Below are 20,259 nucleotides of genomic sequence, written 5' to 3'. Positions count from 1 at the left end.
CTTCAGTTTCAGCTTGCGCTCCTCGCGCACCCCGGTGGCCTTGATCGGCTGCCGGGGAATCCATGGTCGGTCATCGGAAGAGATGACCGAGGCCGGTCACCCGAAGAGGTAACCGAATACCGCATCACCCACCCGCTGGTCGGTGACGTCCGCGCCGTTGGCCTCCTCGCGGGCGAACTTCACGGCCTGCTGGAGCTTCTCGACCCGGTCCAGCAGCTCGTTGACGCGCCGCGCGGGCAGCGCCCCGGAGAACTTGACGGTCGTCCAGTACCCGATCGGGATGTCCTCGTAGTACACCTCGACCTGCGCCGGGTGCTTCTCGGTGGCCTCCGCCTTCACATGGTTGCGGGGCACCTTCTTCGTGCGGAGCGTCCGGACCGGCTCGGTCTTCCAGGAGTCCGTCGACGGGTCCTGCACCCAGGACTCGGCGGCGTCCAGCACCGGGAGCTTGCGGATGAAGGTGTTGAGGTCGGTCAGCTGCTTCTCCAGGAAGAGCAGATACGACACCGGCACCTCGCTCACCAGCACCCGGCCGTCGACCTTCACATCGGCCCGGGCCGAGCAGTTCGCCCAGTCCTTCGTGGCGGTGACATCGAAGAGCCGGGTGAGCGTGGCGGCGGTGTCCCGCAGCACGTCCTCGGCCTTGACCTGGACCAGCGTCGACTCGGGCGGGAGCTGCTCACCCTCCTCGTCCTTGGGCTGGTAGGTCCGGGAGATCCCGGCCAGCAGTCCGGCCTTCTGCAGGCCGTGGTGGGCTGCCGTGAGGTCCTGGTGCGCCTTGGACTTGACGCCCTTCTCCACTGCGATGATCTGATTGAGTTTCGCCACGTCGAGGACGCTAGCAGTGCCAACTGCGCCGTGGCCAAAGGATTTACCGTACGTAGGTGTCGTCGGGGGGCGCCGTGACCGTGTCGCCGGTCAGCAGGGCTTCGAGGGCGGCGACCGGGTCGGGTTCGGGGGTGGCGCGGGGCCACCAGTCGTCGGCGCCGGGGTCGGACTCGTAGCCGTACCAGCGGGCGTCGTGGCCGAAGCGGAGCTGGAGCGTGCCGGCCGGGTGGGTGAGGTGGTTGCGCCAGGGCGTGAAGCGCGGGAACTCGGCGGCGGCCAGCAGGGGCCTGGCCCGGTCGAAGGGGCCGGCCGGGGGGTCCCAGGGCGTCTCCAGGACCGTGAGGCCCTCGGCGCCGCCCTGCCGCCAGGCGGCCACCGCGCGGGCCAGGTCGGTGGTGTTGCGGCCGGTGGCGTGGGCGAGCTCCCGGTAGAGCGCGCGGGTGGTGGCGGTGAGCCCGGCGGTCGGGCGTGAGGCGGCGATCCGGACGGCGTCCTGCCAGGGGGTCAGCCCGGCGAGCGGATCGCGGCCCGTGGTCAGGAGGGCGTGGGCGCGGGCGGCGGCGTCAGTGGCGAGGTGGTCCAGGCCCAGCGGATCGCGCGCACCCGGCAGGTCCGGGTAGGACGGTGGCTGACCCGGATACGCCGGTACGGGGAGGGGCGCCGGGAGCGGCGGCAGGTACCGGTCCGCGAGGGCTGCCGCCGCCGGGACCGAGGGGACGGCGGGGGCGGCGGGGCGCTCGCGGGCGGTGTGCTCGGCGTTGCGGCGGCCCAGCTCGTCCAGCAGGTCGCGCTCGCCCCGGCCCCGCATCAGCAGCAGGACGAACGGGTCGCTGTCGAGCAGCCGCGCGGTCTGGTAGCAGAGGGCGGCGACATGCTTGCACGGGCGGCCGTGGTCGGGGCACGTACAGCTCGGGTCCAGGTCGTCGCCGCCGGGCAGCAGCCGGACACCGGCCTCCCGCGCGGTGTCGGCCAGGGAGTGCGGCATCTCCTTCGCCAGGAGCGCGGAGAGGTGGCCGGGGTGGGCGGCGACCGCGTCGAGCAGGGTGTCCCAGCCGGTGTCGGTGAAGGTGCGCAGCCGCAGCTCGGCGCGGTAGGGGCGGGCGCGGCTGCCGTGGACATAGGCGACGACGCGGCCGGGGGTGACGGTGATCGCGGCGACCTTGCCCTCGTCCGCGTACGCGCGGCCGCGTGCGAGCCGGGCCTCGTCCATCGACAGGGACTCCAGCGCGGCCACCCAGGCGCGGCCCCACCAGCTGTCCGCGAAGGGCTCGCCCTCCGGCGAGGTGCGGGCGGGCACCGCCTCGAAGGTGCGGCGCAGGTCGTCGGGGCCGGGGCGGGCGCGGGGGGCCGATCTCCGGGCGGCCGGGCCGGTGGTCGGGCGCGGGGCCGGACCGGGCGTCGATCGGGGGCTCATGCGCGGGCTCATGCGGGCCTCCGCAGCGAGACGAGGTCGGCGAGGTCCCGGTCGCTCAGCTCGGTGAGGGCGGTCTCGCCCGTGCCCAGCACCGCGTCGGCGAGGGCGCGCTTGGACTCCAGCAGCTCGGCGATCCGGTCCTCCACCGTGCCCTCCGCGATGAGCCGGTGGACCTGCACGGGCTGGGTCTGCCCGATGCGGTACGCCCGGTCGGTGGCCTGCTCCTCCACGGCCGGGTTCCACCAGCGGTCGTAGTGGATGACATGGGCGGCGCGGGTCAGGTTGAGCCCGGTGCCGGCGGCCTTGAGGGAGAGCAGGAAGACGGGGACCTCGGCGGACTGGAAGCGGTCCACCATCCGCTCCCGCTCGGCCACCGGCGTACCGCCGTGGAGGAGTTGGGAGGGGATCGCGCGGGAGGCGAGGTGGGCGGAGAGGAGCTTGGCCATGGTCACGTACTGGGTGAAGATCAGGACCGAGCTGTCCTCGGAGAGGATCGTGTCGAGCAGCTCGTCCAGCAGGGCGAGCTTGCCGGAGCGGCCGGTGAGCCGGGTGGGCTCCTCCTTCAGATACTGCGCCGGGTGGTTGCAGATCTGCTTGAGCGAGGCCAGCAGCTTCATGACGAGACCGCGGCGGGCGATGCCCTCGGCCGCCTCGATCTGCGCCATCGTCTCGCGCACCGCCGCCTCGTACAGCGTGGCCTGCTCCCGGGTGAGGGAGACGGGGTGGTCGGTCTCCGTCTTGGGCGGCAGCTCGGGGGCGATGCCGGGGTCGGACTTCTTGCGGCGGAGCAGGAAGGGGCGGACCAGCCGGGAGAGCCGCTCGACGGCCTCCTCGTTGCCCAGGCCGGCGGCCGTACCGGTGTTCTCCACGATCCGGGCGTGCCGGGCCCGGAACGCCTTGAGGGGGCCGAGCAGTCCGGGGGTCGTCCAGTCGAGCAGGGCCCACAGCTCGGAGAGGTTGTTCTCCACGGGGGTGCCGGTCAGGGCGACCCTGGCCGGGGCGGGGATGGTGCGCAGGGCCTTGGCGGTGGAGGAGTGCGGGTTCTTGACGTGCTGGGCCTCGTCGGCGACGACCAGGCCCCAGGTGTGCGCGGCGAGCTGGGCGGCGCTGGACCGCATCGTGCCGTACGTGGTGAGGACGAAGCCGCCGTCCTGCTCGCCGAGGGTCCGGTCGGTGCCGTGGAAGCGGCGGACCGGGACGCCGGGGGCGAAGCGGTTGATCTCCCGGTGCCAGTTGCCGAGGAGGGAGGCGGGGCAGATCACCAGGGTGGGGGCCTTCCGCGCGCGGTGCAGGTGGAGGGCGATGAGGGTGATCGTCTTGCCGAGGCCCATGTCGTCGGCGAGGCAGCCGCCGAGCCCTAGCGAGGTCATCCGGTCCAGCCAGGCCAGACCGCGCAGCTGGTAGTCGCGCAGGGTGGCGTCGAGACCGGGCGGCGGTGCGATCGTGGCGTCCTCGGAGAGGATGCGCGTACGGAGCGCGGCGAGGGCTCCGACCGGGACGGCCTCGACCTGCTCCCCGTCCACCTCGGCGCTCCCGGTGAGGGCGACGGCCAGCGCGTCCACCGGGTCCAGCAGCCCCAGCTCCCGCTTGCGCGCCTTCCGTACGAGGGCGGGGTCGACGACCACCCACTGGTCGCGCAGCCGCACCACCGGGCGGTGGGCCTCGGCGAGGGTGTCCATCTCGGCCTCGGTCAGCCGCTCGTCGCCCAGCGACACCTGCCAGTTGAAGGCGAAGAGCTGCTCGGCGTCGAAGAACGAGGTGCCGTCGGTGGCCGATCCGGGCGCGGGCCGCACGACGGCGGCGGCAGTGAGCGAACGGGCCAGCTCGCGCGGCCAGTGGACATGGACCCCGGCGGCGGCCAGCCGGGCCCCCGCGTCGCTCAGCAGCTCGTACAGCTCGTCCTCCGTGATCGCGAGGACATCGGGGACGGGCTGGTCCAGCAGCCGCTCCAGCGGGGCCCAGACCCGGGCGGCCCGGCGCAGCGCCAGCACCGCGTCGACCCGGGCGCGCGGCCCGAACGGCTCGCCCGCCAGCCCGTTCCAGAGGCCGGCGGCGTCGACCACGTACGTCGGGTCGGCGAGGCTGTGCACCTGCACGACGGCCGCGGCGGCATGGCGGACCGCAGGGTCGTCCGGGTGCGCGGGGGCGTCCGGGGGCGCGGGGGCGTCCAGGGCGGCTTCGTCGGGGCCTTCCCGGGAGGCCGTGACGGCGTAGGTGTCGGCGGTGTCGAACAGCTCGTAGGCGGAGAGGTCGAGCCGGAGCGAGACCCGCACCCCCGCGTCCAGTCCTGAGGCCACCTCGACGGCCCAGGCAGCGGCATGCGGCAGGTGCTGGGGCTCCCGGGCGGCGAAGGGCGCGCCCATCGCGAAGGCGGCGGCGGGGGTGCGCGGGAGGGTGTCGGCGACCGCGTCCAGGAAAGACCCGATCAGCGCCTCCGGGTCGGGGAGCCGGGGCGGATCGAGCTCCGGGAGCGGCACCGCGTACCCCTCGGAGGGCATCGCGGCGGCGGTGGCCCGCAGGTGTGCGATGTCCTCGGCGTCCCGTGGGCCCGCCCGCCAGGCGTCGTGGCCGGCCGCCGTGAGACCGGGCAGCAGCCTGCCGCGCGCGACCAGGTGGAGGGCGTGGAGCGCGGCAGCGCCCCAGCAGCGGGTGGCGGGGTGGGCGGACGCCTGGTGGCGGGCGCGGACGAGGACGGGGAGCGCGTCGGCCACGGAGAGCAGCGCGGCGGGCACCTCGGCGGTCCGGAGACCGGTGGCCGCGGCCCCGCCCCGCCGGACGACCGTGAGCAGGGAGGCGCTGTACGGCACGGCGTCGGCCGGGGCCCGGTCGTCGGCGTGGGCGCCGTTCGCGTAGGCACTGCCCCCGGAGGGACCGTTCGCGTAGCCGCTGTCCGCGTAGGCGAAGGAGGAGGACCCGTCACGCGCGGGCGCACCGGGCTCCGCGTGCGGGTCCCAGAAGGCGATCCGGCCCTCGCGCGGGACCGGGCCCGGCAGGAAGAGCGCCGCACAGCGCAGCAGGCGGCCCACGTCCGCGGTGCGCGGCTCGTCGGCGCGCGGGTCCCGCGCGCCCTGTGCCCTCGGCTCTGCCATTCCGGCCACCCCCTCCCACCTGGTCCGCTGATCTTGTCGGCACGGTTCATGCTGACTCTGCGAGTCTAGGCGGGAGGTCTGACAACCCCTCCCCCTGCCGCGTCACCGCAGCTCAGAGCGGCATACGGGGGGCGCGGGACCGGCCCGGCACCCGTTACGCCCCGTGACGGGCGAACGGTCTGCCGCATCGCCCGTCCCTCGCCCGGTCGGCGGCGCACGAAATGCCGGGGCGGTGGGGAGCGGGCAGGGTGGCCAGCGCCAGCACGTCTCCCCGGCGCACCGATGAGGGCCGGAGACGTACCGATGAGAACCGGACGAGCACCGGTGTGAGCCGGACGAGCGCCGGACGAGCAGACGAGGACCCGCCCATGTCCGTGACCGCGCCCGATCCCCGCCGCCGACGCCGTCTCGGCGCCGTCGCCGCAGCCTCGCTCCTCGCCCTCACCGTCTCGGGCTGCTCCGGTCTCGGCCGCACCGCCGTCGGCCCGGTGACCTACCACACCGACCGCGAGGCGGTGGTGCAGGTGAACAGCCCCTCCGTGCGCGGCTGCCACCGGCTGTCGCCGGCCGGTGCCCGCGAGGTCGAGAACGGCACGCTGGTCGACATCGTCCTCTACCCGACCCGCGACTGCACAGGTCAGGGCACCGCCTATGTGGCCACCCGGTTCAGCGATGTGGCGCCCGAGAGCGGCCCGCCCTGGCGCAGCTACACCTTCGTGCACTGAGCCATTCACCGGGCGGGGCCACAGGCGGAGCCCGTACGTCGGGGCATGGGCCGGGCGTCAGGACATGGGCCGGGCCAGCAGCCATGTGCCGTCGTCGGTGAGGGTGCAGTCCACCGCCAGCCCCGCCGCCGCCAGGTGTCCGGCGAGCTGATCGTCGGACAGCTCCCGCGACCGGAACGTCTGCGTCCACCGGGCGTCACCGAAGTCGTACTCGGCGCGCACCGAGCGCACGCCGTCCCCCACCGGCTCCGCCGAGACGATACGGATGCGGCAGCCGGACCGGTCGACCCGCTCCCACGGCAGCCCGGAGCGGTGCGCGACGCCCTCGCGCTGGATGAGGACGATCCCGTCGTCCTTCACCTGCCTGCGGCAGACGCGCAGCATGCCGTCCCGCACCCGGTGCTCGCCCGCGTGGACCAGGAACGAGCCGAGCAGCACGACGTCGAAGCGCTCGGCGCCGAGGTCCAGCGTCTCGATGGGGCTGCGCACCGTCCGGGCGCCGACGATCTGCTCCAGCATCTGAGGCGACTCGTCCACCGCCGTCACCGTGAAACCGCGCTCGACGAGCGGGTGCGTCACCCGGCCCGCCCCGCAGCCCAGTTCGAGAATGCTCGCGCCGGCGGGGGCGACCGACGCGATCACGTCCGGCTCGTCGCCGACGGCCAGCCGCCGGTAGAGCTCGACGGCGCACCCGTCCGGGGTGATGGCCCCCGGCCCCGTCCCGGCATACCCCTCACGTACCAGTGATTCACCCATGAAGGACCAACGGTCCGCCCGGCGGCCCTGGTTCCCGCCGAGGGTCCCACGGGTCCATGCTGGAGGGGTGAGGTGATCGCCATGCGTACCGGTAGTGAGCCCGCGACCGCCCGCAGTCCGCTGCGGATGCGGCTCTGGCTGAGTCTCTGGGGGACGTTCTGGGCGCTCTTCGGCCTGGTTGCGTTCTTGCTGGTCGGGCGGGTGGGCTGGGCGGCGGCATGCGCGGTGCTCCTGGCCCTCACGCTTCTGGACCTCGGTGTGGTGATCCACCGCATGCGCCAGGGGGCGCACTACCAGCCGGGCCGGGATGTGCCCCCGTACGAACCGGACCGGGGCGGGCGCCCGCAGTGGCGCAGGCCGGACCCGGGGGACGGTACGAAACCGCCGTAGGGCTTCGAGACCGTCGTAGGGCTTCGGGACCGCCGTAGGGCTTCGGGACCGTCGGAGGGCCTCGGGACCGCCGTAAGGCCTCCGGCGCTCACTCCCCCGTGTCGAACCTGGCGGCCTTCAGGTATTCCGGCCTGGGATCCAGCGCCGCCGCGAGCCGGAAGTGGCGCATCGCCGCTTCCGGGCGGCCCGCCCGCTCGAAGGTGCGGGCCAGCGCGTGGTGGGCGAACGCGTTGTCCGGCTCACGCTCCAGCACCAGCTCGAACTCCAGCTCGGCCGGGCGCAGTTGGGCGGCGGCGAAAAAGGCGCGGGCCCGCAGCAGCCGGGCGGCGGTGTTCTCCGGGTGGGCGGCGATCACCGAGTCGAGGAGTTTGACCGCGCCCCGGGGGTCCCGGGCGTCGAGCAGTTGCTCGGCCGCGCGGAAGTCGATGACATGGGTTTCCGGGTTGCTCTCGGGCACGGTCGCATCCTTCCCTTCGCTTCCGGGTTTCCAACATCCGCCCGGGAGCGGGTATTCCGTCCGGGTATTCGGGTACGGGGGTCAGCCGGTGGCGGCGGCCCTGCGGAGGAGCTCCTCCCAGACCCCGCGGACCTGCGGCTCCAGCGCCTCCAGCGGCCCGTCGTTGTCGACGGTCAGATCGGCGACGGCGAGGCGCTCCTCGCGGGTCGCCTGGGCGGCCATCCGGGCGCGCGCGTCGGACTCGGTCATCCCGCGGACGTTCACCAGCCGGTCGAGCTGGGTCTCGGGGGACGCGTCCACGACGACGACCAGGTCGTAGAGGGGGGCGAGGCCGTTCTCGGCCAGCAGCGGTACGTCGTGGATGACGACGGCGTCCGCACCCGCCTCCCGCTCCAGCTCGGCGGCGCGGGCGCCGACCAGGGGGTGGACGATCGCGTTCAGCGCGGCCCGGCGGTCCGGGTCGGCGAAGACGATCGCACCGAGCGCCGGGCGGTCCAGGGTGCCGTCGGCGGCCAGGACGTCCGGCCCGAATTCCTCGACCACGGCCGCGAGACCGGGAGTTCCGGGCTCCACGACCTCGCGCGCGATCCGGTCGGAGTCGATCAGCACGGCACCGTACTCGACGAGTCGCCGCGACACTTCGCTCTTGCCGGCGCCGATCCCGCCGGTCAGGCCCACTTTCAGCATGGCCGCAGCCTACGGGTCCTGCCGACACACGCGGCGGCCGCCCTCCCGCTCGATGGCCCGGCGGCTCAGCCGTCGCCCTCCCGCTCGGCCAGGAAGCGCTCGAACTCGCGGCCGATCTCGTCGGCGGACGGCAGGTCGACCGGCTCGGCGACGAGGTTGCCGCGGGTCTCGGAGCCGGCGACGGCGTCGTACTGGTGCTCAAGGCCCTCGACGAGGGAGACGAGCTCCTCGTCGCCCTGGCCGATCTGCCGGTCGATCTCGGTCTGGGTGCGGTGCGCCTCGGTGCGCAGGGAGTGCGCGAGCGCGGGCAGGACCAGGCCGGTCGCGGCGGTGATCGCCTCCAGCGCGGTCAGGGCCGCGTCCGGGTAGGCGGACCGGGCGACGTAGTGCGGGACGTGGGTGGCGACCCCGAGGACGTCGTGGCCGGACTCCATCAGCCGGTACTCGACGAGGGATTCCGCCGAACCGGGGACCTGGGCCTCGTCGAAGGGGCTGCGGTGACCCGGCATCAGGTCGGTGCGGTTGCCGTGCGGGGTGATGCCGACGGGGCGGGTGTGCGGGACGCCCATGGGGATGCCGTGGAAGTTGACCGTGAGGCGGACGCCGAGGCGCTCGACGATCTGCTCGACGGCGGCGGCGAACCGCTCCCACTCCACGTCCGGCTCCGGGCCCGACAGCAGCAGGAAGGGCGCTCCGGTGGCGTCCTGGACGACCCGGACCTCCAGGGTCGGGGCCTCGAAGGACGTCCAGCGGTCGCGCCGGAAGGTCAGCAGGGGGCGCCGCGCGCGGTAGTCGATGAGCCGGTCGTGGTCGAAGCGGGCCACGACCTGGTGGGGCAGCGTTTCGAGCAGGCCGTCGACGATCTGCTCGCCGGTCTCGCCCGCGTCGATGTATCCGTCGAAGTGGTAGAGCATGACCAGGCCGGCCGACTCCTGGGCCAGCGCCATGTCGACGACGGCCAGCCCCTTCGGCTCCCATTCGTACAAACTCTGCGGATCAGGCACGGTTACCGCTCCTCCTCGTGTTCCCTGGGAAGAACGCGGCCGGCTCCATGAGCATTCCCGGCGTCCGCACTTTCCGGCGACGGAGCTTCACGGCGCGTCAGTTATTGGTCCAGACCTTGACGTGGCCGGCGGCCGTCCCTACCGTCACTGGGCAACACGTTCAGGGATGCATCCCCCATTCACGTACAGGAATGTACGGGAACGCCCCTGCCCCCTCCGACGGGAAGGCCTCCCCCCCCATGCGCCCCCGCACCCCCCTCACCGCCCTGCTGGCCGCCGCCCTCGCCACCGGCGGCCTCGCCCTGACCGCGGCCCCCGCCCACGCGGCGGCCGTGATCGACGTATCCACCGCCGCCCAGCTCAAGTCGGCGCTCACCACCGTCTCCCCCGGCGACACGATCCGGCTCGCCGACGGCACGTACACCGGCAACTTCAAGGCCACCCGGCCCGGCGCCTCCGGCGCCCGCATCATCCTCACCGGCTCCAGCAGGGCCGTTCTCACCGCGGGCGGCGGCTACGGGCTGCACCTCAACGGCGCCTCGTACTGGACGGTCCACGGGGTGACGATCAAGGGCGGTCAGAAGGGCATCATGGCCGACACCGCGAACGGGGTCGTCATCGACTCGGTGACCGTCCACGACCTCGACATGGAGGGCGTCCACTTCCGGAAGTCCTCGCGCGACGGCGTACTGAAGAACTCCCGCATCTACGACACCGGGCAGAACGGGCGCGGGATGGGCGAGGGCGTGTACGTCGGGACGGCGAACGACCTCTCCGACCGGAGCGACAACGCGCAGATCCTGAACAACACGATCGGGCCGGATGTCCGCGGCGAGAACGTCGACATCAAGGAAGGCACCACCGGGGCCAGGATCATCGGCAACACCTTCGACGGCAACGGGCTCACCGGCGCCAACTACGACGACTCCTGGGTCGACGTGAAGGGCAACAACGTCCTGGTGGAGGGCAACCGGGGCTCCCGTACCACCAACAACGGCTACGAGACCCACACCCAGCAGAGCGGCTGGGGCTGCGGCACCGTCTTCCGGAACAACATCTCGAACCTGTCCGGCGCCACCGGCGACCGGCAGCTCGCCGTCAACGTCACCAACAACAGCGCCACGTGCCGCACCACGGTGTACGCGAGCAACACCGTCACCGGAGGCCGAGGGCTGACCAACATCACCGTGACGCCCTGACCAGCCCCCCTTGTTACGCGAGTGAGGCCCGCCCCCCGAAGGGAACGGGCCTCACTTACCGCTCTACAGCTTTACCGCAGCCGATGAGCCGTCGGGGTCCGGAGCGTCAGCTCTGGCCGCCCGCCAGCTTCTCGCGCAGGGCGGCGAGGGCCTCGTCCGACGCCAGGGCGCCGGAGTTGTCCGCCGACTCCGAGGAGTACGAACCGCCACCGGAGCCACCCGAGGCGGCCGGAGCGGCGCCAGCCGGGGCGGCAGCACCCTCGGCAGCGGCGGCCTCGTCGGCCTCGCGGGACTTGATGACCTGGGCCTGGTGCTGCTCGAAGCGCTGCTGCGCCTCGGCGTACTGGGTCTCCCAGACCTCGCGCTGCGCCTCGAAGCCCTCGAGCCAGTCGTTGGTCTCGGGGTCGAAGCCCTCGGGGTAGATGTAGTTGCCCTGGTCGTCGTACGACGCGGCCATGCCGTACAGCGTCGGGTCGAACTCGACCGAGGCCGGGTCGCCACCGAAGGACTCGTTGGCCTGCTTCAGCGAGAGGCTGATGCGGCGGCGCTCGAGGTCGATGTCGATGACCTTGACGAAGATCTCGTCGTTGACCTGGACGACCTGCTCCGGGATCTCCACGTGGCGCTCGGCCAGCTCGGAGATGTGGACCAGACCCTCGATGCCCTCGTCGACGCGGACGAACGCACCGAACGGAACGAGCTTCGTGACCTTACCCGGGACGACCTGACCGATCTGGTGCGTCCGGGCGAACTGCTGCCACGGGTCTTCCTGCGTCGCCTTGAGCGACAGGGAGACGCGCTCGCGGTCCATGTCGACGTCGAGGACCTCGACGGTGACTTCCTGGCCGACCTCGACAACCTCGGAGGGGTGGTCGATGTGCTTCCAGGAGAGCTCGGAGACGTGCACGAGACCGTCGACGCCACCCAGGTCCACGAAGGCACCGAAGTTGACGATCGAGGAGACGACGCCGGAGCGGACCTGACCCTTCTGGAGGGTGGTGAGGAACGTCTGGCGAACCTCGGACTGGGTCTGCTCGAGCCAGGCGCGGCGGGACAGGACCACGTTGTTGCGGTTCTTGTCCAGCTCGATGATCTTCGCCTCGAGCTCCTTGCCCACGTAGGGCTGGAGGTCGCGGACACGACGCATCTCGACGAGCGACGCCGGGAGGAAGCCACGGAGGCCGATGTCGAGGATGAGACCACCCTTGACGACCTCGATGACGGTACCGGTGACGATCCCGTCCTCTTCCTTGATCTTCTCGATGGTGCCCCAGGCACGCTCGTACTGAGCGCGCTTCTTCGAGAGGATCAGGCGGCCTTCCTTGTCCTCCTTCTGGAGAACCAGGGCCTCGATCTCGTCGCCGACCTTGACGACCTCGTTCGGGTCGACGTCGTGCTTGATCGAGAGCTCGCGGCTCGGGATGACGCCTTCGGTCTTGTAACCGATGTCGAGGAGAACCTCGTCCCGGTCAACCTTGACGATGACACCGTCAACGATGTCGCCGTCGTTGAAGTACTTGATCGTCTCGTCGATCGCCGCGAGGAACGCGTCCGCGTCGCCGATGTCGTTGACCGCAACCTGCGGAGTGGTGGCGGTGGTCTCGGTGCTGCTCGTCATGTGGGAAAGGGCTCCGGTACGGACAGAGAATCGTAGGTACTGCTACGCCGAAAGCCCGTATCGCCTCTGCAGAAGCCGGACAGCCTGGAAAGCGCGCAATCCGTTTCCGGAGAGACGCCTCGACAACCGAGGGGACATGCAACAGACGCGAGCGCGGCCTGCTAGGTCTGAGGCGCGCAGGCTCGCAGCGCAACTTGTAGCATACGGGGGCAGCCGGACAGGGTCAATGCGCGCAGGCGTGGACCGGGGACGCGACGGCCCCTCAACGGCCCTGTACCGGAGCAACTCCTGTTCTCCGAGGCGCGTTCGGGCCGATTCGACCCGGACACAATACGGCAGTGCGGCAAGGCGTCGCGCACACGCGCCCGTCTCCCGGCACCTACCCCTGGTACGTACCGCGTGCGGCGAGTGAAGGCAAACTACAACGGCGGGCACGATGAGCCAAGAGATCCACGGGACCTACACAGAGGAACCCGCAGAACCCGAAGCGACCCGGCGGGTGGCGGACGAGGCCGAGAGCAGCCGGGCCAGCCGCGGGTGGTGGGACCGGAACGCCGACGAGTACCAGATGGATCACGGCTCCTTCCTGGGGGACGACCGCTTCGTCTGGGGCCCGGAAGGGCTCGACGAGGCGGAGGCCGCCCTCCTGGGGCCCGCCGCCTCCCTCAAAGGGCTCGACGTCCTGGAGATCGGCGCCGGGGCCGCACAGTGCTCGCGCTGGCTGGCCGGACAGGGCGCCCGCCCGGTGGCCCTCGATCTCTCCCACCGCCAGCTCCAGCACGCCCTGCGCATCGGCGAGGGCCTCCCCCTCGTCGAGGCGGACGCGGGCCGGCTCCCCTTCCGGGATGCCTCCTTCGACCTCGCCTGCTCCGCGTACGGGGCGGTGCCCTTCGTCGCCGACCCCGTGCAGGTCTTCCGCGAGGTCCACCGGGTGCTGCGGCCCGGCGGCCGGTGGGTCTTCTCCGTGACGCACCCGATCCGCTGGGCGTTCCCCGACGAACCGGGACCCGAGGGCCTCTCCGTCGCCGCCTCCTACTTCGACCGCGTCCCCTATGTCGAGCAGGACGAGCGGGGCAACGCCGTCTATGTGGAACACCACCGCACCCTCGGCGACCGGGTACGGGACGTGGTGGCGGGCGGTTTCCGGCTGGTCGACCTCGTCGAACCGGAATGGCCCGCGTGGAACGACCAGGAGTGGGGCGGCTGGTCCCCGCTGCGCGGCAACCTGATCCCCGGGACCGCGATCTTCGTGTGCGAGCGGGACTGATGCCCTCCGTGGGCGAGCGGGACTGATTGCCCTTCGCGGGCGAGCCGGGCCGACGTCCGGCCCGGGGAAGTGTCCGTACGACACTGGGGGCGTGATCCGCACCGAAGCCCTGGACCGTCTTCCCGTCCGCACCGCCGTCCCCGCGCTCCGGCGCGCGCTGGACGACCGTGGCGTCGCCGTCCTGTGCGCCCCGCCCGGCACCGGCAAGACGACCCTTGTGCCGCTGGTCCTGGCCGGGCTGACCGGGGACGGGCCGGTGCGCCGGGTCGTGGTCGCCGAGCCGCGCCGGATCGCCGCGCGGGCGGCGGCGCGGCGGATGGCCTGGCTGCTGGGCGAGCAGCCGGGCGGGCGGATCGGCTTCACCGTGCGCGGGGAGCGCGTGGTCGGGCGGGAAACCGTGGTGGAGGTCGTGACCACCGGGGTGCTGCTCCAGCGGCTCCAGCGGGACCAGGAGCTGGCCGGGGTCGACGTGGTGATCATCGACGAGTGCCATGAGCGCCACTTGGACGCGGACACGGTGGCCGCCTTCCTCCTGGACGTACGGGAGGCGATCCGGCCCGATCTGCGGCTGGTGGCCGCCTCCGCGACGACGGACGCGGAGGGGTGGGCGCGGCTGCTGGGGGATGCGCCGGTCGTCGAGGCCGAGGGGGTCTCGTACCCGGTGGAGGTCGTCTGGGCGCCGCCCGCGCGGCCGGTGAAGCCTCCGCACGGGATGCGCGTCGATCCGGCGCTGCTGACGCATGTGGCGGCGACCGTGCGGCGGGCGCTGGCCGAGCGGGAGGGGGACGTGCTCTGCTTCCTGCCCGGGGTCGGGGAGATCGCGCGGGTGGCCGGCCAGCTCGCCGGGGTGGACGCCGAGGTGCTCCAGGTGCACGGGCGCGCGCCGGCTGCCGTGCAGGACGCGGTGCTCGCCGGGTCCTCGGAAGGGCGGCGGGTGGTGCTGGCGACCTCGGTGGCGGAGTCGTCGCTGACCGTGCCCGGCGTACGGGTCGTCGTCGACTCGGGCCTCGCCCGGGAACCCCGTACCGACCACGCCCGGGGCCTGAGCGCCCTGACCACCGTACGGGCCCCCCAGGCGGCCGGACAGCAGCGTGCCGGGCGGGCCGGGCGGGAGGCGGCCGGGGCGGTGTACCGGTGCTGGGACCAGGCCGAGGACGGGCGGCTCGCGCGCTTCCCCGCCCCCGAGATCAAGGTGGCCGACCTGGCGGCGTTCGCGCTCCAGGCGGCGTGCTGGGGCGACCCGGGCGCCTCCTCGCTCGCCCTGCTGGACCCGCCGCCCGCCGGGGCCATGGGCGCCGCCCGCGAGGTGCTGGAGGCGATCGGCGCGGTGGACGAGGCGGGCCGGGTCACCGAGCGCGGCGTACGGATGTCCCGGCTCGGGCTGCACCCCCGGCTGGCGCGGGCGTTGCTGGACGGCGCCTCGGAGGCCGGGGCGCGGCGGGCGGCGGAGGTGGTGGCGCTGCTGAGCGAGGAGCCGCCGAGGGAGTACGGGGACGATCTGGCGGCGGCGCTGCGGACCGCCCGGCGGGGGCAGGACGGGTACGCGGCCCGCTGGAAGCAGGAGGTGCGGCGGCTGTCGTCCCAGGTGGACGGGGCTTCCGAACAGGGCTCCGATGACGCCGTCGTCGGGCTCGTCGCCGCCCTCGCGTTCCCGGAGCGGGTGGCGCGGGCCCGGGGCGACGGGGCCTTCCTCATGGTGTCGGGCACGGGCGCGGAGCTGCGGGACTCCTCGCGGCTGCGCAGCGCGCCCTGGCTGGCCGTCGCCGTCGCGGACCGGCCCTCCCACGCGGCCTCGGCCCGGGTGCGGCTGGCGGCGGTGGTCGACGAGCCCACCGCCCTCCTGGCCGCCGGGCATCTGCGGGTGCGGGGCGAGGAGGTCCGCTGGGTGGACGGCGAGGTGGTGGCCCGGTCGGTGGACCGGGTCGGGGCGGTGGAGCTGGCGGTACGGCCCCTGAAGCAGCCGGATCCGGAGCTGGTGCGCGGGGCCCTGGTGGAGGGACTGGGGCGGGAAGGGCTCGGGCTGCTGCGGTGGACCCGGGACAGTGAGCAGTTCCGGCTGCGCCTGGCGTTCCTGCACCGGGTGCTGGGCGCACCGTGGCCCGACGTGTCGGACGATGCGCTGCTGGCGGACCCGGACGGCTGGCTGGAGCCGGAGCTGTCGCGGGCCCGGCGCCGCTCCGACCTGGGCCGGATCGACGCGGGGCAGGCGCTGCGCCGGCTGCTGCCGTGGGCGACGGGCGAGGCGGTGCGGCTGGACGAGCTGGCGCCGGAGCGGATCGAGGTGCCGAGCGGCTCCCGTATCCGGGTCGAGTACGGCGGCGAACAGCCCGTACTGGCGGTGAAGCTCCAGGAGTTGTTCGGGCTGAGCGAGACGCCCACGGTGGCCGGGGTGCCGGTCCTGGTCCACCTGCTCTCCCCCGCCGGGCGGCCCGCCGCCGTCACGGCGGACCTGGCGTCGTTCTGGCAGGACGGCTACAAGGCCGTACGGGCGGAGCTGCGCGGCCGCTACCCGAAGCATCCGTGGCCGGAGGACCCCGCGACCGTACAGGCGACGCGGTACACCTCGGCACGGCTCAAGCGGCAGAGCTCCCCGTAGCCGCCGGGCTCTCCGTAACCGCCGGTCGCCGTGACCGTGCCTCCAGCCACAGCGCCAGCGCGAGCAGGCCGATGCCCAGGCCCAGGAAGCCCCAGGGCATGTACGAGGTGAGCAGGAGGACCAGGACGCGCTGGGACTTCACCAGGTCGACGGTGTCCACGATGTAGTCCTCGCGCATCTTCACATGGCCGGAGAACGCGGTGACGGTGTCCTCGGACATGCCCATCTTCTTGGCGTCGCGCAGCTCCTCCTCGTGGATCTCCTCGCCGTTGACCGGGGCCCCGGTGACCGGCTCGACCCAGAACATGCGCTTGGTCGTGTACCAGCGGGTCATGCCGGTCTGCGCGATCTGCTCGGCGGTGACGCCCTCGATGGGCATCTTCTTCGGCATCGGGACCTTGGTCCACGGGATGGTCTGCTCGAAGTAGTAGACCTCCAGGCCGCCGAAGGTTCGGGTGCCCTTGTAGTGGATGGGCGCGGTGGTGCGGGACTGGGCGTCGAAGTACTCGTAGTCCCGCTTCTCCGTGAGGAAGGGCCATTTGAACTCGATGCCGGTGCGGCGGACCGGGTCGCCGTCGACCATCTCTCCGGTGGCGTTGACGGGGGCCTGGGTGTGGGCGTCGAAGATGTAGCGCTCGGGGATCTCGGAGACCATCTTGCCGTCGGGGCCCTCGATGTAGGAGAGCGCGTCCCAGACGACGACGTCCCGTCCGGCGCTGCGTTCGATCTTCTCGGACTCCTCCACGTTGCCCTTGAGCGTCTGGACGATGGTGACCTTCTCGACCTCCTTCGCCTTGAGGGTCGTGTAGTCGAGGAGGGTGGCGGGCTTCGCCTCCAGGACGACTTCCTGGTACTGGTTCGGCGGGACCTTGGCCAGCCGGGGGAAGGCGTACCAGCGCAGCAGCGGGGACAGGGCGGCGAAGAAGACGGCGAAGGCGAGGAGGACGAGACCGGCTCGGCGGCGCATGGTGGTGGACCTCTCCCTTGCTGGGCTGCTGCTTGCTGGGGCTGGGCCGCCGTTGCCTGGCTACTGCTTGGGGCCCGGGACGGTGGTGAGCAGGGGTTTCGGTGAGGTCTCGCCCGGCGGGGAGCCGACGGCGGAGAGCGTGAACACGAGTGCGAGGGCGGCGGCCAGACCGATGGCGGCGGCGACAAGGGCACGCATGCTCGACCTCCCGGGACGGGGAACTGACGGCTCGTCAGGGTGGGGCACCGTAGCAACCGGGGCGCGAGATGAGAACACAGCGGACAGCCCCCGCGCCGGGCGGGCGCGGGGGCTGTCGGTGGAGCGGTGGGCAGTGGGGGTCAGGCTTCGGGGGTTTCCGTCTCCTCCGGCGCCGTCTCCTCGGGGGCCTGGACGGTCAGCTCGATGACGACCGAGCCGCCGCCCTCGGTGGTGAGCCGCAGCTTGTACGTGCCCGGGTTCTCGTCGGCGAAGATCTCCGGAAGCTGGAGCAGGCCGTCGGCGCCCGTGGTGAGGTCCAGGGTCCGCAGCGGCTTGCCGTCCGCGTCCTTGAAGTACGGGCCCTTGTCGTTGTCGATGAGCCCGAGGCTGTCCTTGACCATGGTGGCGGTGACGGCCACTCCCGGGGCGGCGATGCCCTTGTGCGTGGCCTTGACGGTGACGGCGTCCGCGAACTTCTCGCCGGGCGCGGCGACGAGCGCCTTGTCGCCGACCCGGACGATCTTGTCGGCCTGGCGGGCGGTGACGCTCGCCTCGTAGGTCAGCGTGCGCGGCCGGTTGGTGCCCGCGGTGGCGGTGACGGTGAACTTGCCGGTCTTCTCGCCCGCCTTGAGCGCGGGTGCGGTGGCGGTGCCGTCGGCCTTGCTGATGACCGTGACCTTCTTCTTGCCGCCGTCGAAGAGGGTGCCGGTGGTCCCGGTGATGGTGAAGGTGACGGGCAGCTGGGCCATCGGGGCGCCGAGGGCGTTGCGGGCACGGACGGAGACCCGCTCCTCGAACGTCCCGCCGGCGGTGGCGGTGAGGGGGCCGGTGCCCGCGTTCTCCAGGGAGCCGAAGGTCTCGGCCGGGGACGGGGTCGGCTTCGGGGGCGGCGTCGGCCGGGGAGGCGTCGGGGTCGGGGTCGGGCTGGTGGAGCCGTCGCCGGGCTTGGAGGGGCTCGGGCTCGGCTTCGTACCGCCACCGCCGGGCTTGGAGGGCGACGGGGACGGCGTCGGGCTGGTCGTCCCGCCGGGGGTGGGGCTCGGAGTCGGGGTGGGGCTCGGCGTCGGGGTGCTCGGTGCGGTGGGCAGGACTCCGCTGCCGTCGGGCACCTCGTGCGTGCCGCGCTGGTAGTACGCGAACCAGGAGCGGACCGTACGCAGGTACTCCGTCGACTGGTTGTAGCTCAGCACCGCCCGGTCGAGATCGGCGGCGACGGCCAGGTTCCGGCCGCCCGCGCAGAGGTAGCGGCCGGCGGCGAGCGCCGCGTCGTAGATGTTGTTGGGGTCCTTGCGGCCGTCGCCGTTCGCGTCCTGGCCCCAGGTGGCCCAGGTGGACGGGATGAACTGCATCGGGCCGACCGCGCGGTCGTGGACGGCGTCGCTGTCGTACGCCCCGCCGTCGGTGTCCTTGATCAGCGCGAAGCCCTGGCCGTTCAGGGCCGGGCCGAGGATCGGGGAGAGGGTGGTGCCGTTCGCGTCGACCTGGCCGCCGCGGGCCTGGCCTGACTCGACCTTGCCGATCGCCGCGAGGAGTTGCCAGGGCAGCCGGCAGGCCGGGTCGGTGGTCCCGACGGTCCGCTCGGCCTGCTTGTACGCGGCCAGGACGGAGGCCGGTATGCCCGCTTCCGCGCTGCCGGTGGCGGCCGGGAGGTTGCTGGACGAACCGGGGCGATCGGGCGTGACGAGGGGCGGGAGGTCGGTGTAGTACGGCGAGTTGCCGGTGGCGGCGCCGTCCTCCGGGCCGCCCGACTCACCGCCGGCGGCCTGCTGGTCACCGCCCGTGGCTCCCTCGGCCAGCGGGGCCGCGGGTGCCTGGGACGCCGCGAGCGCCGCCACGGCGGCCGCCGCCACCGCGGTGGTCGTGGCCCCCTTGCGCAGCCGTCGGCGAATGTGCGCTGCCATACGTTCCGGTCCCTCCCCCTCGAAGGCTGCTCGCGCTCCCCAGCGCAGGACTCAAGCGACCCTACGGCACCAGGTGGCGCCCGAGCACCGCACCCTGACCGCTTCTTACTGTTTTTTCACGTTCCAGCGCCGGCGTGGTCCGGGAGGGCAACGGAGGGTGCCCTGACGTACGGCTCGGGGCGTTCGCGCATACTTGCCGCCATGCCGTTCACCCTCAGCCATGCCGCCGCCGTGCTCCCGGCGGTCCGCCGGAACGGGACCGCCCGCTGGGGGCTGTACCCCTCGGCCCTCATCGCCGGTTCGTTCGCGCCCGACGTCACCTACTTCGCGGACACCGTGATCCCCGGGGCCATGAGGTTCGGCGAGTTCACGCACACCTTCCTCGGTGTGGTCACCGTGAACGTGCTGATCGCCGCCGTGCTGGTGGCGGTGTGGGCAGCGCTGCGCGAACCGCTGGTGGCGCTGGGTCCGGTAAGCGTACGGGGCCGCGTCCACGCTCTCGTACGGGGGCAGCGGTGGACCCGGGAGTCGTTCGGGCCGCACGCCTGGCTGGTGTTCGTGGGGTCGGCCGCCCTCGGCGCGGCCACCCATGTGGCGTGGGACGCGTTCACCCACCACAGCCGGTGGGGCACGGAGTTGCTGCACCTCGACCGGAGCGTCGGGGGCTTCCCGCTCTACCAGTTCGCGCAGTACGGCAGCTCGGCGCTGGCGCTGGTGGTGCTCGGCTGGTTCCTGCTCACCGCGCTGCGGCGCACGGTCGCGACCCCGGTGCCGGAGGCGCTCCCGGAGCTCGGCCGGGGTGAGCGGTGGGGTGCGCTCGGGCTGCTGGCCGGCTGCATGGTGCTGGGGATCGTCCACCGGTGCCTGCGCTTCTACGCCCACTTCGGGGGCATCGAGAACCCGCTCGACATCATCCCGACGGCCTGCTTCGGCGCGGGCGCGGGGCTGGCGGCGGGGCTGCTGCTGTACGGGGCGTGGATGCGGCTGCTGCGCGGGCGCGGGCGGCCGGCGGAGAGCCCGGAAGCCACCTCCGTACCGTCCATGGCGGACGCACCCCGTGCGGAGGAGTCCGCCGCCGACCGGACGTAGCAGGACGGGTGAGGGCCCGGACCCGCACGTAGCGGGACGAGGAGGGGCCCGGAACCGTGGTGCGGTTCCGGGCC

General features: G+C 73.0%; 17 protein-coding genes. 6 read left to right on the top strand and 11 right to left on the bottom strand.

Annotation, left to right across the window (positions count from 1 at the left end; translation table 11 throughout):
- Nucleotides 1–96: 96 nt before the first annotated feature.
- Genes R2B67_RS28710 through R2B67_RS28700 form a run of 3 tightly spaced genes read right to left on the bottom strand, consistent with a single transcriptional unit; the run spans nucleotide 97 to nucleotide 5,331 of the window.
- Complete coding sequence (locus tag R2B67_RS28710; protein WP_109977272.1) at nucleotides 97–828, bottom strand: DUF7873 family protein; 732 nt, start codon at nucleotides 826–828, stop codon at nucleotides 97–99.
- Nucleotides 829–871: 43 nt separating this feature from the next.
- Nucleotides 872–2,242 carry an SWIM zinc finger family protein gene (locus R2B67_RS28705; RefSeq protein WP_317822099.1) on the bottom strand — a complete coding sequence of 457 codons (1,371 nt, stop codon included), beginning with the start codon at nucleotides 2,240–2,242 and terminating at the stop codon, nucleotides 872–874.
- An 8-nt stretch (nucleotides 2,243–2,250) separates the two neighbouring features.
- The gene (locus tag R2B67_RS28700) at nucleotides 2,251–5,331 is read right to left on the bottom strand and encodes an SCO1167/SCO6262 family helicase (protein ID WP_317822098.1); all 3,081 of its coding nucleotides are present in this window, start codon (nucleotides 5,329–5,331) and stop codon (nucleotides 2,251–2,253) included.
- A gap of 368 nt (nucleotides 5,332–5,699) precedes the next feature.
- On the opposite strand from R2B67_RS28700, the gene R2B67_RS28695 reads away from it, so the two are divergent.
- Nucleotides 5,700–6,056, top strand: coding sequence for a hypothetical protein (locus R2B67_RS28695; RefSeq protein ID WP_076967538.1), 357 nt, complete (start codon nucleotides 5,700–5,702; stop codon nucleotides 6,054–6,056).
- Nucleotides 6,057–6,113: 57 nt separating this feature from the next.
- Here the strand turns inward: R2B67_RS28695 and R2B67_RS28690 are convergent, their stop codons facing one another.
- Nucleotides 6,114–6,812 carry a class I SAM-dependent methyltransferase gene (locus R2B67_RS28690; RefSeq protein WP_317822096.1) on the bottom strand — a complete coding sequence of 233 codons (699 nt, stop codon included), beginning with the start codon at nucleotides 6,810–6,812 and terminating at the stop codon, nucleotides 6,114–6,116.
- Between the two features lie 81 nt (nucleotides 6,813–6,893).
- On the opposite strand from R2B67_RS28690, the gene R2B67_RS28685 reads away from it, so the two are divergent.
- Complete coding sequence (locus tag R2B67_RS28685) at nucleotides 6,894–7,202, top strand: DUF6343 family protein (protein WP_043185009.1); 309 nt, start codon at nucleotides 6,894–6,896, stop codon at nucleotides 7,200–7,202.
- A gap of 88 nt (nucleotides 7,203–7,290) precedes the next feature.
- On the opposite strand, the gene R2B67_RS28680 is transcribed toward R2B67_RS28685, so the two are convergent.
- The 3 genes from R2B67_RS28680 to R2B67_RS28670 all read right to left on the bottom strand — a co-directional run bounded on the left by R2B67_RS28680 (nucleotide 7,291) and on the right by R2B67_RS28670 (nucleotide 9,350).
- Complete coding sequence (locus R2B67_RS28680) at nucleotides 7,291–7,659, bottom strand: tetratricopeptide repeat protein (protein WP_018512109.1); 369 nt, start codon at nucleotides 7,657–7,659, stop codon at nucleotides 7,291–7,293.
- An 81-nt stretch (nucleotides 7,660–7,740) separates the two neighbouring features.
- Nucleotides 7,741–8,346: a dephospho-CoA kinase gene (gene coaE, locus R2B67_RS28675; protein WP_109977276.1), complete on the bottom strand. Its 606-nt coding sequence runs from the start codon at nucleotides 8,344–8,346 to the stop codon at nucleotides 7,741–7,743.
- A gap of 65 nt (nucleotides 8,347–8,411) precedes the next feature.
- Nucleotides 8,412–9,350 (bottom strand): PAC2 family protein, encoded by a 939-nt coding sequence (locus R2B67_RS28670; RefSeq protein WP_317822092.1) that lies wholly within the window; start codon nucleotides 9,348–9,350, stop codon nucleotides 8,412–8,414.
- Nucleotides 9,351–9,589: 239 nt separating this feature from the next.
- On the opposite strand from R2B67_RS28670, the gene R2B67_RS28665 reads away from it, so the two are divergent.
- Nucleotides 9,590–10,549: a right-handed parallel beta-helix repeat-containing protein gene (locus R2B67_RS28665; protein WP_317822090.1), complete on the top strand. Its 960-nt coding sequence runs from the start codon at nucleotides 9,590–9,592 to the stop codon at nucleotides 10,547–10,549.
- Between the two features lie 106 nt (nucleotides 10,550–10,655).
- Here the strand turns inward: R2B67_RS28665 and rpsA are convergent, their stop codons facing one another.
- Entirely contained in the window at nucleotides 10,656–12,167 is a 1,512-nt protein-coding gene (gene rpsA / locus R2B67_RS28660; protein WP_018512105.1) for a 30S ribosomal protein S1, read from the bottom strand.
- 436 nt (nucleotides 12,168–12,603) lie between these two features.
- Between rpsA and R2B67_RS28655 the strand changes: the two genes are divergently transcribed.
- Together R2B67_RS28655 and hrpB are read left to right on the top strand one after the other, a co-directional pair.
- Nucleotides 12,604–13,434, top strand: a complete 831-nt coding sequence (locus R2B67_RS28655; RefSeq protein WP_026241497.1) for a class I SAM-dependent methyltransferase — start codon at nucleotides 12,604–12,606, stop codon at nucleotides 13,432–13,434.
- 91 nt (nucleotides 13,435–13,525) lie between these two features.
- On the top strand, nucleotides 13,526–16,030 hold the full coding sequence (gene hrpB / locus R2B67_RS28650) for an ATP-dependent helicase HrpB (RefSeq protein WP_317822087.1): 2,505 nt from the start codon (nucleotides 13,526–13,528) through the stop codon (nucleotides 16,028–16,030).
- Here hrpB and R2B67_RS28645 read toward each other — a convergent pair.
- The 3 genes from R2B67_RS28645 to R2B67_RS28635 all read right to left on the bottom strand — a co-directional run bounded on the left by R2B67_RS28645 (nucleotide 16,008) and on the right by R2B67_RS28635 (nucleotide 19,096).
- Complete coding sequence (locus R2B67_RS28645) at nucleotides 16,008–16,997, bottom strand: cell envelope lipid trafficking protein PgfA (RefSeq protein WP_317822086.1); 990 nt, start codon at nucleotides 16,995–16,997, stop codon at nucleotides 16,008–16,010. The genes hrpB and R2B67_RS28645 overlap by 23 nt on opposite strands.
- A gap of 60 nt (nucleotides 16,998–17,057) precedes the next feature.
- The gene (locus R2B67_RS28640; protein ID WP_018512101.1) at nucleotides 17,058–17,195 is read right to left on the bottom strand and encodes an SPW_0924 family protein; all 138 of its coding nucleotides are present in this window, start codon (nucleotides 17,193–17,195) and stop codon (nucleotides 17,058–17,060) included.
- Between the two features lie 140 nt (nucleotides 17,196–17,335).
- On the bottom strand, nucleotides 17,336–19,096 hold the full coding sequence (locus tag R2B67_RS28635) for a lytic transglycosylase domain-containing protein (protein ID WP_317822085.1): 1,761 nt from the start codon (nucleotides 19,094–19,096) through the stop codon (nucleotides 17,336–17,338).
- 201 nt (nucleotides 19,097–19,297) lie between these two features.
- Here R2B67_RS28635 and R2B67_RS28630 point away from each other — a divergent pair, with 201 nt between their 5' ends.
- Complete coding sequence (locus tag R2B67_RS28630) at nucleotides 19,298–20,185, top strand: DUF4184 family protein (protein ID WP_317822084.1); 888 nt, start codon at nucleotides 19,298–19,300, stop codon at nucleotides 20,183–20,185.
- The last annotated feature ends 74 nt before the right edge of the window (nucleotides 20,186–20,259 follow it).

The organism is Streptomyces cyaneofuscatus (assembly GCF_033109485.1).
In the GTDB taxonomy this organism is placed as follows: Bacteria; Actinomycetota; Actinomycetes; order Streptomycetales; family Streptomycetaceae; genus Streptomyces; species Streptomyces cyaneofuscatus.
The sequence above is the reverse complement of the archived record's forward strand: the minus strand, read 5'-3'. Positions and strand labels throughout refer to the sequence as shown.

Excerpts from the sequence above, each read along its gene's own strand:
- R2B67_RS28705 (WP_317822099.1), bottom strand. The coding sequence starts at position 2,242 with ATGAGCCCCCGATCGACGCCCGGTCCGGCCCCGCGCCCGACCACCGGC.
- R2B67_RS28700 (WP_317822098.1), bottom strand. The coding sequence starts at position 5,331 with ATGGCAGAGCCGAGGGCACAGGGCGCGCGGGACCCGCGCGCCGACGAG.
- R2B67_RS28695 (WP_076967538.1), top strand. The coding sequence starts at position 5,700 with ATGTCCGTGACCGCGCCCGATCCCCGCCGCCGACGCCGTCTCGGCGCC.
- R2B67_RS28690 (WP_317822096.1), bottom strand. The coding sequence starts at position 6,812 with ATGGGTGAATCACTGGTACGTGAGGGGTATGCCGGGACGGGGCCGGGG.
- R2B67_RS28685 (WP_043185009.1), top strand. The coding sequence starts at position 6,894 with ATGCGTACCGGTAGTGAGCCCGCGACCGCCCGCAGTCCGCTGCGGATG.
- coaE (WP_109977276.1), bottom strand. The coding sequence starts at position 8,346 with ATGCTGAAAGTGGGCCTGACCGGCGGGATCGGCGCCGGCAAGAGCGAA.
- R2B67_RS28665 (WP_317822090.1), top strand. The coding sequence starts at position 9,590 with ATGCGCCCCCGCACCCCCCTCACCGCCCTGCTGGCCGCCGCCCTCGCC.
- rpsA (WP_018512105.1), bottom strand. The coding sequence starts at position 12,167 with ATGACGAGCAGCACCGAGACCACCGCCACCACTCCGCAGGTTGCGGTC.
- R2B67_RS28655 (WP_026241497.1), top strand. The coding sequence starts at position 12,604 with ATGAGCCAAGAGATCCACGGGACCTACACAGAGGAACCCGCAGAACCC.
- R2B67_RS28645 (WP_317822086.1), bottom strand. The coding sequence starts at position 16,997 with ATGCGCCGCCGAGCCGGTCTCGTCCTCCTCGCCTTCGCCGTCTTCTTC.
- R2B67_RS28640 (WP_018512101.1), bottom strand. The coding sequence starts at position 17,195 with ATGCGTGCCCTTGTCGCCGCCGCCATCGGTCTGGCCGCCGCCCTCGCA.
- R2B67_RS28635 (WP_317822085.1), bottom strand. The coding sequence starts at position 19,096 with ATGGCAGCGCACATTCGCCGACGGCTGCGCAAGGGGGCCACGACCACC.
- R2B67_RS28630 (WP_317822084.1), top strand. The coding sequence starts at position 19,298 with ATGCCGTTCACCCTCAGCCATGCCGCCGCCGTGCTCCCGGCGGTCCGC.